We start from the raw sequence: 17,703 nt of genomic DNA on the forward strand, positions 1-17,703 counted from the left end.
TTTACTTTAAGCATTCAACTGATTTAAAACACAAGCTGTATACCACCAGAGATTGTACGCATCGCCGGATAGCGGAAATATGTATTACCATTTACAGTCTGCTCGGGATCCATACCTTTGTGACCATAAAATGTCAAAAGATTTTCGGCAGTGGCAAAAACTCGTATTTTATCGATATTAATCCGCTTCAATAAAGCTCCGGGGAGACTATAACCGAAGCTTACGTTTTTAAGGCGTGCATAGGTTCCGCTATATAAAAAGCGCGTGGATGCCGAAGTCCAGTTTGTCGCATCGGTCGTTAATTTAGGGACATCTGTTTGTGTATTTTCCGGCGTCCAATGATTCAATATCTCTTTCGACCAGGCACGACCGGCATTATTGCCATTATGCATCAATTGAATGTAGTCATTATCCAATATTTGTCCTCCAAGGCTAAAGCTCAATAACGCAGACAGATCAAAATTTTTGTAGGTAAAACTATTCTGAAGACCTCCTACAATATCAGGGAGTGAGCTCCCTGCAACAAAGCTTCCCGCATCGCTATATTTAGAAGTTTTCTCGCCGGTATTATGACCATCTTTATCAGCGAGATACCATTGCGGCAATCCGTTTTGAGGGTTCACACCTGCCCATTCAGGCATATAAAAATCATATACACTGCCTCCGACGCGTAGAATTTTTGTTCCACTTATAATTGATTTTGTATTATCAGGAAGGGATGTTACTTTGTTTTTATAATGGGAGAAATTAATATCCAAATTCCATTTAAAATTATCATTTTTAACGGGAATTGTTCGAATATCCACATCAATACCAGTATTTTTTACTGCCCCTATGTTCGCATCGTAACCAACATAACCTGTAGATGCAGCCATTGGCATTGTAAATAATAAATCCTTACTTCTTCTATCAAAATACTCCACTGTTAGCGAAACACGATCCTGGAAAGCCGAAACATCCACGCCTACATTTAAGTTCAGATTCGTCTCCCACTTTAAATCTGGAGTCGCTAATCTACCAGTATAGGTCCCACCCTTCCCAAGGCTATTAGCAATGGTATAGAGTCCCTGATAGGCAAAATAGGTCCCCAGATTATCATTCCCCTGACCACCGTAACTCGCCCGAAGGGTTAGCTGATTAATTGTATTATTATCTTTTAAGAAGTCTTCTTGTTTCATTTTCCACGATCCACCAACTGACCAAAATGTTCCCCAGCGTTTATCTGGGCTGAATCTCGATGAACCATCGGTCCGTAATGAACTTGAGAAATAATACTTATTATCGTAATTATACTCTAAGCGTCCTAGAAAACTCAATAATTTATAATCCACACTTGATCCTGTAAAACCATCCAACTGAGAAGCAGCAACTGGCTCATAAAATCCGGGTAATACAAAATAACTGCGGTTACCACTGATATTGCTACTGTTAAAAGCATAGTATTCCTGCCCAGCTAACACATTAAGGTGATGCAAGCCAAATTGCTTTTCATATGTTAATATGTTATTCCATGTTTGTCCTACCGTCCGAACACTCGACCGAGCGACTGTACCAAAGGTTTCAGCACTAAATCCCAAGAGAGGGTTCTCATAATCATGTGTATTGGAATTGATATAATCGAGACTGTACGTAGATTTCAGTTTCAAATTCGTTGTCAACAAGGCTTCCAAATACGCCCGTGCCGAAATATTCTCTCTGCGAATATCATTTTTATCCAATGGCAGAGTAGCAGCTAAATTATTACGGGGGGAAGCCGCACTTGGTCTATAGGCACCAAAATCGTACACTCTTTTTCCATTCTCTTCTACATAGGATCCATCATCATTGCGTTCATAATATGGATAAAAAGATGGTACTAAACGGGAAAAGTTAATGATATTGGCGGTATTACTATCTTCTGATTGTGGATATTTTTGAAAAGTACTACTTCCACCTAAATTAACACCCGCATTTAACCAAGACTTGACTTTACTATCGATATTCGCCCGCAAATTATATCGTTTAAATCCCGACTCAATAGCCATCCCTTGGTCATTAAGGTATCCACCCGAAATATAATAGGTGTTTTTTTCACTTCCCCCGCTAAAACTCAAATCACCTTGCGTACGTACACCAGTTCGTTGCAACACATCTTTCCAGGGATCATCCCATAAGGTTTTAGCACCTGAAACCAACTTGCCATCCACACCTACCGGTTGCGGAAATTGGCTACCATAAGGATTTTTCTTCAAATCGACCAGCAGGGTTCTACTTGCATTTGCAGCAGCCTGTGCAGCATTCAAACCATTGCTCAAATTTTTATTACGCAATGCCTCCCAATACAATTGGAAGTATTCATCTGTTGTTACTTGTTCGTAATCCTTAACAGCACGGCCTGAATACCCCTGTGTGAAATTGAGATTGATCTTTGTATCACCTGATACTTTTCCAGATTTAGTTGTAATAATTATAACTCCATTTGCTCCCCGTGAACCATAAAGTGCACTAGAAGCAGCATCCTTCAATACCGAGATAGACTGAATATCGTTTGGATTAATAGAATTGATATCCCCTGCGTAAGGATTACCATCCAAAACAATCAGTGGTGAACTTGATGCATTAATAGAGCCAATCCCACGAATACGGATTGTTGCATCCGTTCCGGGCTGACCAGATGAAGCAACAGATTGTAACCCTGGTACCTGACCTTCCAACGCCTTGGAGATACTGGAAACCTGTCTATTCTCAATTGCTTTACTACTCACCGTACTCACCGACCCTGTGATATTTGTACGTTTAGAAGTACCGTATGCCACCACCACGACTTCATCCAGGTCTGTACTTGATGGTTTCAAAGCCAAAGAGACTGTACTTCCCGTGGCTCTCACCTGTTGCGATTCATAGCCTATAAAAGAAAACTCCAGAAACGGATCATCTTTACCTGTAATACTGATCGTAAACTCCCCTTTAGCGTTGGTCAGCGTTGATTTATTTTGGTCGGATACCCGCACACTTACGCCCGGAAGTACTTGCCCAGTATTGGCATCGGTCACTTTTCCCTGAATGGAACGTTGCTGTGCATACAATTTATTCACACTCGCACTAGACAGAGCTAACGCGACAATAGGAATGTATTTGAATGTTGAGTGCATATGAAGGATAATTAATAAATGAGTTAAGTATAATACTTATATAGAAAATAAATAAATTAATGTAATTATTTTACCAAAAAACAAGACAAAAGTCTGCATATCTAAAAATCTACTAAATTGATAGATTTTACAGGGCGCAAATATAATATAATCTATACTAATTTAATAGACATTTTTTTTAAAAAAAAATAAATAAATGAAAATCAACTAATTACAGAACCAACTAATGACAATAAACTGATAGTAAGCAAGCTAACAAACTGCTATTGATCCAGCCAACGCTGAAAATTTGGAGAACGTTCTTCGCTAACTATAACATCAATCCCCTTTGGAGTTGGGGGAATTAGTTCCAATTTAATTCTATTCCGACTTATTTTCAACATAGACTGAATGGAATCTATACGAATAAGAAATTTCCGATTAATCTGAAAAAAGGCAAAAGGATCTACCTGCGTGACCAAGTGGACCAAGCTGTCTTCAATGATATAGGCTACGCCTGACCTTTTTTCCACCGCATATAGCTCTTTATCTTCGGCCATAAAGTAAGCGATATCGGCAATCGCCAAGGACTTTAAAAAATTACCGTACTTTACAAGAAACCGCTGTTTTAAACGAACCTCTGCTTTGGGTAACAGCGGTTCAATACGTTTCATGGTTTGCACAAGTTCGTCCACATCGAAAGGTTTCAACAGATAGGCGTAGCCCTGATGCTGAAAAGCCTCTAATGCATATTGTTCATAGGCTGTCGTAAAAATAAGTGGCACTTCGACCGAAACCTGCTTAAATATTTCAAAACTCAGTCCATCCATCAGATGGATATCCATAAAGATCAGGTCGAAATGATGTTTATTGATCACCGTCACCGCCTCCTGGATCTCCTTTGCATTGGTAAAAGTCAATGTGCTATCCCCATAAAGGTCTATCAACATCTCCTTTAGGCCTACAAAAGCCCAGTCTTCATCTTCAACAATCAATATGTTCCATCCCATGGGTTGAATGTAATAAAAAATCCATTTCCTAAGAAAGAAAATGGATTAATATATAAAGGATTAAAAAAATTGACCTTATTTTAATAGATCTGGATTATTATTGATCGCTTCCTGTGGATAGCGGATCACATAACGCGGATCGTTTTGCTGCAAAGTCATTGTTCTCCCAAAACTGCTGTGTGTTATGGTAGGTCTCGTTGTTCGTTTTAAATCGTACCAACGTAATCCCTCCAGCGCCAGTTCACGTTTACGTTCAAGCAACACCGCATCCAGCAATTGGTCTTTCGACAAACCGGCATCAGCTTTAGTTTCTTTGCTATAAGCATCCGCCGTGAATCGGTTTTTCTTCAATACGGAAAGATATTTTAACGTTTCCGCGGTATTTCCTAAACGCGCATTGCATTCAGCAATTGTCAGGTAAAGATCCGCATTTCTGAAACTCACGTTGAAACGGTTTTCTCCCCCTTTAAGTGAGACATAGTCAGCACCTCTTTTTTGGAAATAGCGTCCTTTTCTTAGATCTCCATCTGAATAAGCCGACAACAAAGAGGGCGAAATAAATGAGCTCGAACGAACTTCGGGAATAGATACTTTCTCCAAGGCCATAATCACCTCTACCGACTCAAAATCGTTGGGCAATAAACTTGCTGCCGCATTTAGATCCACCAATTTGTCATTTATCGCCAGCGCTTTCTGAGCGGCTTCCATGGCCGTCTTCCATTCACCACGGTATAAATGAAGACGTGATGCCATCGCATAAGCCCCACGCTTGCTAAATCGGTAATTTGCGCCTTTGGCCTGATCATCTACCGTAAGCAATGCCGTCCCCTTTTCCATATCTGATAACACCAGCGCATACGAGTCACCTATAGTTGCCGGAACAAAACGTTGTTCAAGGTCGATTTTGGTCGATAGTGGAACTCCACGCAAACCGACATTGCTTGCTGAATAGACCTCACTATAGAGGTTTAACAGTTCAAAATGTGCGTAAGCACGCATGAGGTAAGCTTCACCTTTAATCTGATCTACCGTCGCATTACTACTCAATTTTTCATCAATGGTACTGATGATCTGATTGCTGTAAAAAATACTTTTGTAAAAGGCCAGATAAGGATACGCTGTCGTTGCCGGGTCTGGGTTCTGGTCATTCCAGAGATAGATATCTTTGGTCCTAGCTGCATCAGTCGAACTTTCGTCCAGAAGTAATTCGTCTGTACGTAAAGACAAATAAGATTTATGGGCAGGGAAGCTCGTATAGCTGCTTGTCATTAAGCCTCTAAAATCACTTTCCGAAGTCGGGATGACAGTACCTACAGGTTGTATATCTAAATATTTATTGCAGGATGTCAATGCGCTTGCGGTCATGATCATTCCAAAATAAATTATTTTCTTCATATTATATTCAATTAAAAGGATTAAAAACTTGCTGAAAGACCAAAGGCAAAGGATTTGCTGATAGGCTGCGCATAATAGCTGCCGTAGGTCTCTGGATCAAAGTACCCTTCGTAATTCGCTCCGAAAACAAATAAGTTGCGTCCTTCTACGTTCACGCGCAAATTGCTTGCGCCAATTTTTTTACTCATGGCAACCGGCAGTGTATATCCCAAACGAATACTATTGATACGTACATAGCTCATTTTCTTGGCCCAGATATCATACTGATTAAAGGAGTTGATGGGGTCATTGCTCTCCAACCAAGCATACGCCATCCACCGGTCATTTAGCTCAGAACTTATACTTCCCAATGCAGGCAAAGCAGCGTTGCCCTGTAGAGCCGCCAACAGATCCTTCGTATAATTTTGTCCGCGATCTACGAGTGCTGGATTATAGGTCGGTGTACGGTTTACCCAACGCTCTAAATTGAATACAGCTGAAATTGCCAGATCAAAATTCGCATAGCGGAAACGGTTGGTCATACCACCTACAAATTTCGGGTCTTTGCTGCCTATGTATTTAAATTTAGTGCGATAATCTGCTGCGGTCATACTCGTTTGGGAGGTATATCCCGGTAAGAAATCTGCCCAAGGATCATATAATCCGTAAAACTCTTCAAAGCTCGAAACTGATCCATCCTGATTCCTGAACTGCATCACACCATCCTTATCCAATCCCGCTGTTTCAAGTACATACATACCACTGATCGGACGGCCTTCCTGTGTGTCGGGCGCATAGGCTTTGGGATTATTCATGACCTTCAATAATTTATTATTATTGTGGGCAATATTAAAATCCGTAGACCAGGAGAATTTATCCGTCTGGATCTGGCGGCTCGAGATCGTCAACTCCACTCCTTGATTTCGAGCTGAAGCCCAGTTGACCTGTACATCCTGGAAACCATTCTCCATCGGTAAAGCACTATTTGCAATAAGGTCTGTACTTGTTCTATTGTAATAATCCACCGTAATATTCAGTCGATTTTTCCATAGACCTAAGTCAATCCCCGCATTGTAAGATCTTGTGCGTTCCCAGCGCAACTTGTCATTGGCAGGCATGTCCACCACCACGGTCCCTTCCGGATAGCCAGGTAGTATGGTCGAATTGTCATACTTTCCAACGATAAACGGGTAGGTATTGCGATCCACATTCCCCTGAATACCATACGAGGCACGCACACGAAGATCGGATAAAGCTGTTTTTCCTTTGATAAAATCCTCCTCCAGTACATTCCAAGATCCGGACAAAGACCAGATAGGCAAGAAACGATATTGCGGATCGACGCCAAACATATTTGAGCCATCATAGCGTATGCTACCATACAGATTATACTTACGGTCAAAAGTATAGGTAGCATTTCCATAGAAAGAGGCGTATGAATTCTCGATAAGTCCTTTTTTATACTGAACAAAACGTTGATCATCTTGATAATTACTATTCGGAAAAACAATATTCTGTGTGGTTAACGTTGCGGGATTATATCCAAAACCTTTGGTCGCGATCATTTTATTTGTACTACGACGAAGTTCTGTTCCGCCCATGAGTTCCAGCTCGTGCTTATCGTTCCATGTTTTAATATACTTGAGGTACGTTTTCCAGTTATATTGGAAGATACTGTTGCTTGTATTCTCGATCTTACCTCCTGTTGGCAAAAAGTATTTGAACGTTTTCGTTGCTGAATCATAGTACCGTGTCGCAGCGCGCAATTTTCGGGTATTATAGCTTTCCTGATCGGCAAATCTTTCGGTGCTATTTTCATCAAACTGCAAGCCAAATTCGGTACGCAAGGACAATTGAGGAATAATGGTATACTCTAGGTAACCTATCGCCTTCAGTGCCTTATTCGTTAATGCATATTTGGTATTTTCTCGCTCCTCTACGCTATTAAAAGGAACGTAAGTATCTTTTTCATAGCCTTCGATATCCGGATCGTAGTTATATTTACCCGATTGGTCACGTACGGTCAAATACGGATTAACCAAGCGCATATAGTTACTGGGATTGGTAAATGCATCATTGTCCTGGATCGGATTCTGTCTATTTGAAACTGACCCCAATAGATTGATTCCCGCTTTAAAGCGGTCATTGATATTGAAATCATTATTTAGTGTCAATGAATAACGACGGAGGTCAGCTCCTTTTGTAGCTGCTTTCTCATCATAAAATCCACTTGACAAATAGTAACGATGCGCATCATTTCCTCCGGAGATTGATGCTGAATACTGCTGATTCACTGCTTGACGATAGAGTTCTTTCCCCCAGTCTGTCTGCTGCGTACGCAATTGATTGATGGAATGCTGGACTTCCGGAGACAAGGCCGCTAATCCACCGGAGCGATAAGCATCCAGTGCATTTGCTTTGTCCAGGATACGCATCACCGCTCCCTTGCCCGTACGATAATTCAAATCGGTACGGTTAGCCATCAGCAGCTCAAAGTCTACTTTCTCATTGGCATTCATCAAGTTGAGATGACTAAAATCGGGACGTTCCGTCACAAAGGTATTCGCTGAGACCTGCAATTTTGCTGGCCCGGGTTTCCCCCTTTTTGTTGTGATCACAATAACCCCGTTAGCAGCTCGGGCGCCGTAGATGGAAGTTGCCGCCGCATCTTTTAATACCGTAATATCTGCAATATCATCTGGATTGATGCCTGCAATCGGAAGATTATTCAAACTATTTAGATTATCCTTATCAAAACGATTAGGCAATTCGGTCCCTTCTATGGGTAATCCATCGATAACCCACAGCGGGTCCTGTGTACCATTGAGTGATACGGTTCCCCGGATACGGATCTGCGGAGCACTATTGGGGCCACCATTCAGATTACTTAATTGTAAACCTGCGACCTGACCGGCCAACATCTCATCAATAGATGCAACGCCAGTCTGTTTAATATCCGCTACATTGATTTTATTATATGCTGTTGTATTCTTACGTTTTTTGATATCGGTATACCCTGTCACGATTACTTCGTCCAAAGACTCACCACTGGGTTGTAATAAGATGGTCTTGTGGTCCTGAAATACCGGCACTTGAATACGTTGGTACCCCACATAACTAATCGTGACGTATTTTAAATTTCCCGGAACTTTCAGGCGAAATTCTCCCGAAGCATCAGTCAATGAGCCCAATGCAGATTGTTGTACCTGATTAGGCACGCCAATATCTTCCGCTACTGCCGAACTTTCGACTACAACCGTCGCCCCCACGACCGGCTTTAATGTGACCGCATCCAGTACCTTTCCTTTCAGTTCCTTGGATTCCTGTGCATGTGCCATTTGCACACACATAAAGGTCAGCGGTATTAAAAACTTATTCATTTTGGTAGATGTTGATATAATAGATGTTAATATATTAGTTCAATTCTAGGGTATTTGCAATACGCAATTGCAGATCCATATAATGTGCTTTTGTTGTGGCGTCTCCAGTCCGTTGTTTCTGTTTCAACAATTGGTATATCTCATACAATTCAGCACGTTTATACGTCAGCATATCCGATGTACGGATCATTCCCGTTACATGTACATTACGTAAACCCGTTTGAGCAGAAGCTGTATGATGCGAATGCAAGCACAGATTAGGCTGAGTTCCTTCGATCAATTGTTCGACACCTGCTAATTTCTTGGCATTTAATTTCTCCATGGACTTATTCGTAGAAACCATCAGTACATCCACGTAATTCTGTTGCAACATGCGTGTTTTAAGATCCAACGCCTGTCCACTGAGCGTTTTTGCAAAAATCTCTTTGCGTACCGATGCCAAAAATGCAGGTGCACTCCATGCCTTCTTGTCGCCAAAGAGGTTCTCCATTTCGACCATACGCAATAGACGCTCATCGTTGACCAATTTGTAGAGCATGGCATATTGAAATTCGCGCTGTAGATTATAAGGTGCATATTCAAACGGTCCCATAGGTGAATCTCTTAAAGGGAAAGTTTTCGCCATCAGTTCCGGAACAAATAACCACTCCGGCATATAAAACACATTTTTCTTTAAATATTCCATTGCAGCTACCTGTTTCTCTTTAGGCACTGGACTGTATGCATTTTTTTGATCACCCAAAACAGCATTTTCAAGATAGATACCACCGATATTATTGAGTACATGGTCAGCATACGCATACCATTGACCAACCACGCCCATATATAATTTACCGGCACGATAATAGTCATCTCCCGTATTCGTGGTCCAGTGAATGATGTTCGGCATCATGCGACGCAAATTTTTCATCCCATATTCACCAGCTTTCATTGCATCATCACCCAGATCTTCGGATTGTGCCCTTGGGTCCACAATATTTTTGGAATCTTGTTGTTCACCGTAATGATAAATCGGGTCATGTACATGGGCATCAATTTCTTTCCGCAACAAAGGTATTTCATCCCAAGGCTGCGGCTTGCCGTACCAGCGGTAAGCCCATCCAATAGCATATTTGTCATAGGCTCCGATCACGGGTGTAATCTGTTCAACACCATCTTCAGGTTGTGCGACATAGTTGAAACGCGCATAATCCATGATCGATGGTGCCGTACCGCCCATTTTTGCCGTAAAACTTTTACTACGGAGCGAATCTACTGGAAAACTTGCCGACGAACCCATATTGTGCATCAGTCCCAAGGTATGTCCGATCTCATGTGAAGAAACAAAACGGATGGCATGGGCCATTTTCTCATCCGAGAACACATTTGAGCGCACCGAAGTATCCACGATACCAGTTTGGATCCGCATCCAGCTATTTAGGATCGTCATCACGTTATGCCACCAGATCACATCCGCTTCCAGGATTTCACCTGAACGCGGATCCACTACAGATGGCCCCATCGCATTGGCCTGAGCTGATGCCGCATATACAATAGAAGATACATTGGCGTCATCTGGATCAAACTTGACGCTGTCAGGTTGCTGTTTGGCCAAAATCGCATTCTTAAAACCAGCCGCCTCAAATGCCTCCTGCCAGTCATGAACCCCGTCGATGATAGCCTGTCGCCATTGCTTTGGCGTTGCCGGATCCAAATAAAAAACAATAGGCTTTTTCGGCTCTACCAGTTCACCTTTTAGATAACGTGCTTTGTCCTCATCTTTCGGCTCAAGACGCCAGCGATTCACCAGATTTTTTTTATCCAATTCCTGTTGTTTATCGTTAAAATACCAGCGCGGCGATGTAAAGAAGCCAATACGTGGATCTGCAAAACGTGCCACCATCGGGGTTTCAGGCAGTTCATAAAGGTTACTTGTGACTTCCAGTGAAACGGGCACCGATTCATTTCCTTCAGTTACCTTTGTCGACAATACCGACTTGACAACAATATTATTGGGATACGATTTAATTTCCTCGATCGTTGAGATGCTCGTTTTGGGTGAGGTACCTAAGCCCAAAGCGGTAAAAACATCCGTAAAGCTCTTTTCTGATCCATCAAACACTTTATTGACTTTGATCACCACAGCACTTGAGTCTTTCGAATAACTTTCCACCTTGAACGATTCAATGTAAGAAGGGCGATAATTATCGTAGACCGACGCGGCTATCGCATCGTCTTTAGGCACTTCTACTTGCGGTTTAATCTCAGAAACCCATACTTCTTTCTTCTCTTTGCGCAGGGTAAACCGAATGACCTTATTTTCATAATTCATTCCCTTATTTACACCTGCCTCGTTCAGCGCCAAGGGAACGGAAGATAGCTTTTGGATCAGGAGAATGTCCTGCCCCATTTTTTTCAATGGAATTTCAAAGTAATAATTATTTTCTTTTCGGATCACAGCAAACATGCCGCTATCCACGCACGCGTCTTTAAACAATTTGTCATAGGCAATGGTCGTATCTTTCTTGGCTGTAGAATCTTTCGCAGAGGTAACAGTCTCTTTTTTTCGTAAACCTACAGTTTGCAATACAGAACAAGATTGCATGAGGCCTGCCGAAAATAAGAGGCTTAGGGCTAGCTTGGTATAAGTGTTGTTCATTTAGAATAATTATTTCTGAGTGCTGTTTTTCAATAGCATACATGCATTTGTTACACCCGGTTTGTTTTTCAATGGCATTGAAACCATCAGCTACGCATGATAGGTCTCTTATCAAGCGCTATTGAGCTGAAGATCATTTCATCCGAATAAGATTAGGTTAATCTTGCAATTAAATTCCTAGATCAGGAGCCAAATTTGTTAAAAATATTGTACAGAATCACTTCAAAAGAGACGAGCACGTGTTTCAAACGTATGAACACGGGCGCCAAAACTATGAACACGTATACAGCTGACCTATTTCTGTACTATTTTAATGATCCAACAGGGGTAAACTGACAAAAAAACAGCCCTTTTCTGTTCCATAACCAAAGCCATCCAATGTATAATGGGAATACATAGACGCCAAGTAATTAAGTCCATACCCCTCACCTTCCATTTCAGCCCCTTGCCGCGGCTGCCAGTTATTGCTTACTTTGATGATGTTCGCCTCCGATAGATAAACAATATGGATCTGAAGTGGATTTTCCGTCGAAATCCTTGTATGTTTAATGGCATTTTCCACCAGCATCTGCAAGGTCAGCCGCGGTAGCTTCGCTCCCATCATATCCATTGGAATGGAAATCTCCATATCTTTCAAAGCCTTTCCAAAACGTACCTGTTGCAAAAAGAAATAGGCTTTGGCCAGTTCCAGTTCCTCCTGTACCGAAGACCATTCCGAGTCATCGGTGCGCAACATTTTACGATAGACCTTTGTCATCTTACCGACGAATGACTTGGCCAGATCATTATCCTTACCGATCAGATACTGGAGTGAACCAAAGGTATTAAACAAAAAATGTGGATTGATCTGCTGCCGCAATTGAACCAGCCGCATCTGCGTATATTCATTTTCCTGTTGCAGGGCTATTAATTTGAGCTGCTGAGTCTTGCGACGTTCCAGCACATTAAAATAGATAAGTGCTATCGCTACAAGCATCAGACCTACGCCAAGTAAAATACTATAGGTCATCACCCCCTGAACTTCCTCCTCAATCGTCAACAGCAAAGTACTTACCCGAATTTCACCCCCTACAAAAATAATCGAACAGGGGTAGGAAGTAAGCATCACATCCAGCTTTAAGTAATCCGACTTGACGATTTTTCCTTGTGTGATAATATCACTATCTTTCGGACGCCCCCATTTTCGGTTTTCGGGCGAAACAATACAGATCCCTTTATCACTATATATTTCAAAATAAGCCCTTCTTCCAAAATAGCGATTGGCGAAATAAGCATTTAATTTTTCAATATCGACATAGACATGGTATAAGCGATGCTGTATCGTCCGCGTTTTGAGCAGTATCCATAGCCTATTGTCCACACGGTTCGACGGGCTTGCAGGAATGAGAATAAGCAGGGAATCGCGACGAATCTGGGTTGACGGCGTATTCACCAATCTTTTCTCAGACGTGAGCAGTTCTTGTTGTAACAGTTCCAGCTGCTTATTCAGCAGCAACATATTTTCATCGGCAAAGTCTATCAGCACCCTTTTATTCAGTCGATCTATTTTATGATGGATAATACCGAGCAGTCCCCCACCTATCAACAGCAACAAAAGCAAACAGAAAATGAGGATGGTACCACTTTTCTGTTCCGCATTTTTAAATCGAAAATTCACACCGCAAAAATACGGGAAAAATCCCGAGCATTACAAAACCAGCTGATAAGAAAGGACTTTTGCTAATCCGTTTGTCATTGAATCACGACATATTTTACGTAAAAAGCCAAAAATAAATCTATCAATAAGCGATCTTTAACAATAAATTTCGGACTTTTGTAGCCACAAAAAAACAACACTGTGTCAAAAGCAACATTTCTAAAACTTGCCAAACGAATCTCTATCGGTCTAGCAAGTTTAATAACACTATTCATTCTTTGTATATTATCTATTCCCTATATCTTCGAAAAGGAAGTAAACGACAAAGTCAAATCTTTGGCGAATGCACATATCAATGGGGAACTCAACTATACAAAAGTCAGATTGACTTTCTTTGACCAATTTCCGCTGTTGACAGCATCCATGGATGACGTGTTGTTAAAAGGCGCCGAACCATTTAAAAAAGACACCTTGCTTGCCGCCAAACAAGTAAGTTTTGGGGTTGACCTCATGAGCTTACTTAAGTCTAAAATTATCATTGACAAGTTTATCGTTAACAACGGAAGAATCAATATTTTAGTAGATACGCTGGGCAATGCGAATTACAACATTTATAAATCCACACCTACGGATTCCTCCAAAACAAAAGACGATTCCGAAAGCAGCGCACTTGCCTTTCAGCTGATCAAATTTGAAAAGACTAATCTACATTACGAAGATCAATCTATTCCATTATGGATTGAAGCCAAAGATCTGGACTACGAAGGCAAAGGTGATCTGATGTCGAATATCTTTGACTTGAATACAAAAGCCAAGATCGCCGCTTTTTCCTTTTCCTTCAACAATGAACTCTATGTCGATAAAAAATCCATTGACGCCACCTTATTAACCCGTATCAACACCGACAATCTATCCTTTGTATTTGAACGAAATGATATTAAAATTAACCAGCTACCAGTAAGATTTCGGGGATTATTGTCCTTTATCTCACACGGTTATCACCTGGACTTCAAGTTAAAATCTCAGGAGAGCACACTGAGCGAATTGCTGTCACTTGTTCCCAATAGTTATGTTTCTTGGATAAAAGATCTATCAGTCAAGGGTACTTCTGAGGTATTTGTCAACTTGATAGGGGATTATATTGTGGACAAGAACGAAATGCCCGATCTTTCTCTGGGCCTGACCATCAACAACGGTTATCTTGCGTATAAACAGTCCGGGAATCCACTAACAGACTGGAATGCAAAATTAAGGATAGATCTCCCCGCATTGAATCTCGATTCCCTCAAGGTAGATCTTCATCAATTTGATTTTAAAGTCGCTTCCGGTTATTTCAATGCAAAAGGTCAGATCGCCGGACTACATCCAGTTACGGTACACGCAGATATGCAAAGTGACCTGGACCTGGGCATCCTCCATTCCTCTTTGCAATTCCCGGGATTCTCCTTCGGAGGTCGCTGGAATCTCGACGCAAAGATCCATGGAACCTATGCCAAAGCCATACGCAAAGTCGGTCTTCAAAAGCGCGAACAGGAGTACATTGCTTCCATACCGACATTTGACATTAAAAATACCCTCACAGATGGACATTTCAAATTGGCCGATCTCCCTAAAGGACTTGAAAAAATCGCGTATCGCTTAGAAGCGAAAGATCCGGATGGAAAAATGAAAAGTGCTTCTATCTCCATACATGATATTTCGATTCAGGCACTCAGTAATTACATCAAAGGCTATATTTCAATAACGGATTTCAATAAAATTGCAGTGCAGTCTGATCTCAAAGCCTTGTTCAATCTGGCGGACATCAAAAGCTTCTATCCGATCAAGGATATCGAACTGGCGGGTCTGATTGATGTCAACCTCAATGCAAAAGGTTACGTTGATCTGAAACGGAATATTTTTCCGGAGACCAACACTGCTATCGTGATGAAAAACGGCTTTATCAAATCGAAGGAATACCCTATTCCAATGGAAAACATACATGTGGAAGCCTTTGTCAATAGTGAGAAAGGATCTTTACGTGATCTAAATGTCAAGATACTACCTGTATCATTCACATTTGCGGGTGAACCATTTTTCCTAAATGCTGATTTACGCAATTTCAATAATATCAAGTATGATATTAAATCCAAAGGAAAACTCAACCTCGGTCCCATCTATAAGTTTTTTGCCCTGGACGGAACCAATGTTGATGGATTTATCCACACAGATTTCAGTCTCAAGGGACTCCAGAGCGATGCAAGCAGTGGTCGCTATGCCAGACTCCACAATAGTGGACGCATCAATATCGGCCAGATCCAGGTACAGACAGATCTACTCCCTCAGCCCATAGCGATCAAGAGCGGTGACTTTAGTTTTCATCAGGAGAAAATGAACTTTGATAGATTCCTGGTCAATTACGGTAAAAATGCTATTTCCATAAAAGGTTACATGAATAATATCATTAACTACCTGACGAATAGCAATGCATCCTTACAGGGGCAGTTCACACTCAACAGCAAAAAGATCACTGTCGATGACTTCATGGTTTTCGCGGACAATCCATCGGCAACATCCTCTTCTGCGGAGACAGGTGTGGTTCTTTTGCCCAAAAATCTGGACGTCCAGGTACTCGGCCTAGTCAACAATGTTTTTTACAACAACATGAACATCAAAGATTTTAAGGGCGATCTACATTTCAAAGAAGGTAAGCTGTCACTCAACAGGACCTCTTTTGAACTGGCAGGATTAAAAGCGGCTATGCAAGGAAACTATAACCCATTAAATCCCCGCCGGGCAGCATTCGACTATGCCGTAAAAGCCGATAGTTTTGATATCCAACGTGCTTATAAAGAAATTCCAATGTTCAGAGAGATGGTTACCGCGGCAAAAAATGCACATGGCCTTGTCTCCTTGGATTATAAGTTAGGTGGTTTATTAAACGGAAATATGCAACCGGTAATGCCTTCCATTGTCGGTGAAGGTACCTTGACGCTAAACCAGATCAAATTCAGAGGTTTCAAGTTACTGAATGGCATCAGCGAATCTACCTCAAAAGAAAAATTGAAAGACGGCGAAGTTAAAAAAGTCGTGATCAGATCCCATATCAAAAACAATGTCATGACCATCGAACGCACCAAAATGAAGATGATGGGATTCAGACCACGGTTTGAAGGTCAGGTGACACTAGATGGACGGATGAATCTCGGGTTCAGACTGGGGCTGCCCCCATTCGGAATCTTCGGAATACCAATGCGCATCACTGGTACGGCGGATAATTTTCAGCTTAAAATGGGAAAATACAAAGAGGAAGATCTCGATATGGACATGGACGATGAGGACAGCAAAATCTATAAAGAATCCCAAAAAGAAAATACCACGGCGGAAAAATAGATAGTAAAATATAGATCCCATTATTTAAGAATATAGTGGGATTTATTATCTTTATTACTGCATTTAAATCCATTGAAACTATGCGATATCTAACAAGCGTATTATTTGCGGTATTGGCCATCTGTAGCTGGTCAAGTTTTAGCGCCATTCAAGATCAAAAAAATCCATTGTATGGAAAAATATTTCGGGAAATAAATGAAATCCCCGGATTGGGCAGTTATGGCCATGCCTCAGGAGCAGTAATAGATGCGGGCAAAAGTGCCAGTGGAGACTATCGCTTTGCTGCCGGATATTATACCAACGACAAAAACGGCATCTGTATTTTAAACGAATTGCTTGACGACAAGGAGAATGGAAAGGGGCAGGTAAAGTATAAAATATTGGACACGATCAATATCCCTAAACTGAAATCCAACGAACAACTTAGTCTCTGTAATTGTAGATTAGGCAACAAAGTGGACAGTGAAATTGTTGCCATTAGCGTTGTGGAGGAAAACAAAGAATACTTTGATCAGATTGTCAAAGCCTGGCGACTGAATACCAAGACCGGAAAAATTAGTCCGATACAGAATACCAAAACAATCAATTGTGCCAATGAAGGCTATGGTATCTAATAGGATTGCCCGAGGCATTTAGCCTAGATTAGGCCATCTGCTTTCAATTTGTCAAAGACATGCAATACACCGATGACCTGAATAGGTTCACGTAAATAATCTTCATGGGAGAAGTACTTCACTTCTCCTATTTCATTGCTAGGTTGTATCGTTTCGGTGAGCGGATATAGAAAACAGTCCTGTTCCATGATCACATCGGGTACCATACCATACGCAGGGGCCGTGATGTGACAGTAGTATGAAATCTTTTGGGGATCGAGGTCGATGTTCAGTTCCTCTGAAATCTCCCGGCGAAGGGATTGCAGGGAATCTTCCCCCGCATCAATTTTTCCACCGGGGAGATACCAGGCTTTTTTATTGTTGCTATAAGCAAGTAATATTTTATGATCCGCTATACTAATCAATCCAGCTGTTGGCAAACCTTGTGCAATTGTAGACATTCGTTTCCTTGTATATTCTAATTTAAAGTATCGTTTTGTATTAAAGTATCCTGTCGTGAAGTTACTTTTTTAACGGCATTTATCCAAGTACAAATCTATCCCCTCATCGAGGCAAGCTATGCTGCCCCC

General features: G+C 41.4%; 9 protein-coding genes. 2 read left to right on the forward strand and 7 right to left on the reverse strand.

Annotated features, from left to right (window positions below; translation table 11 throughout):
• Positions 1-23: 23 nt before the first annotated feature.
• The 6 genes from B4G94_RS26530 to B4G94_RS26555 all read right to left on the reverse strand — a co-directional run bounded on the left by B4G94_RS26530 (position 24) and on the right by B4G94_RS26555 (position 13,169).
• Positions 24-3,131, reverse strand: a complete 3,108-nt coding sequence (locus B4G94_RS26530) for a SusC/RagA family TonB-linked outer membrane protein (RefSeq protein WP_286863118.1) — start codon at positions 3,129-3,131, stop codon at positions 24-26.
• 263 nt (positions 3,132-3,394) lie between these two features.
• Complete coding sequence (locus B4G94_RS26535) at positions 3,395-4,120, reverse strand: LytR/AlgR family response regulator transcription factor (protein ID WP_286863119.1); 726 nt, start codon at positions 4,118-4,120, stop codon at positions 3,395-3,397.
• 75 nt (positions 4,121-4,195) lie between these two features.
• Positions 4,196-5,515 carry a RagB/SusD family nutrient uptake outer membrane protein gene (locus B4G94_RS26540; protein WP_286863120.1) on the reverse strand — a complete coding sequence of 440 codons (1,320 nt, stop codon included), beginning with the start codon at positions 5,513-5,515 and terminating at the stop codon, positions 4,196-4,198.
• Positions 5,516-5,535: 20 nt separating this feature from the next.
• Positions 5,536-8,874 carry a SusC/RagA family TonB-linked outer membrane protein gene (locus B4G94_RS26545; RefSeq protein WP_286863121.1) on the reverse strand — a complete coding sequence of 1,113 codons (3,339 nt, stop codon included), beginning with the start codon at positions 8,872-8,874 and terminating at the stop codon, positions 5,536-5,538.
• Between the two features lie 34 nt (positions 8,875-8,908).
• A complete protein-coding gene (locus B4G94_RS26550; RefSeq protein WP_286863122.1) occupies positions 8,909-11,512 on the reverse strand; it encodes a zinc-dependent metalloprotease in 2,604 nt (867 codons plus the stop codon).
• Positions 11,513-11,822: 310 nt separating this feature from the next.
• Complete coding sequence (locus B4G94_RS26555) at positions 11,823-13,169, reverse strand: sensor histidine kinase (protein ID WP_286863123.1); 1,347 nt, start codon at positions 13,167-13,169, stop codon at positions 11,823-11,825.
• Positions 13,170-13,349: 180 nt separating this feature from the next.
• Here B4G94_RS26555 and B4G94_RS26560 point away from each other — a divergent pair, with 180 nt between their 5' ends.
• The gene (locus B4G94_RS26560; protein WP_286863124.1) at positions 13,350-16,520 is read left to right on the forward strand and encodes an AsmA-like C-terminal region-containing protein; all 3,171 of its coding nucleotides are present in this window, start codon (positions 13,350-13,352) and stop codon (positions 16,518-16,520) included.
• A gap of 80 nt (positions 16,521-16,600) precedes the next feature.
• Positions 16,601-17,134: a hypothetical protein gene (locus B4G94_RS26565; protein ID WP_108636456.1), complete on the forward strand. Its 534-nt coding sequence runs from the start codon at positions 16,601-16,603 to the stop codon at positions 17,132-17,134.
• A gap of 23 nt (positions 17,135-17,157) precedes the next feature.
• On the opposite strand, the gene B4G94_RS26570 is transcribed toward B4G94_RS26565, so the two are convergent.
• Positions 17,158-17,574, reverse strand: a complete 417-nt coding sequence (locus tag B4G94_RS26570; RefSeq protein WP_286863125.1) for an NUDIX hydrolase — start codon at positions 17,572-17,574, stop codon at positions 17,158-17,160.
• Between the last annotated feature and the right edge of the window lie 129 nt (positions 17,575-17,703).

This window comes from Sphingobacterium sp. UBA7625, assembly GCF_002484085.1.
Classification (GTDB): Bacteria; Bacteroidota; Bacteroidia; order Sphingobacteriales; family Sphingobacteriaceae; genus Sphingobacterium; species Sphingobacterium athyrii.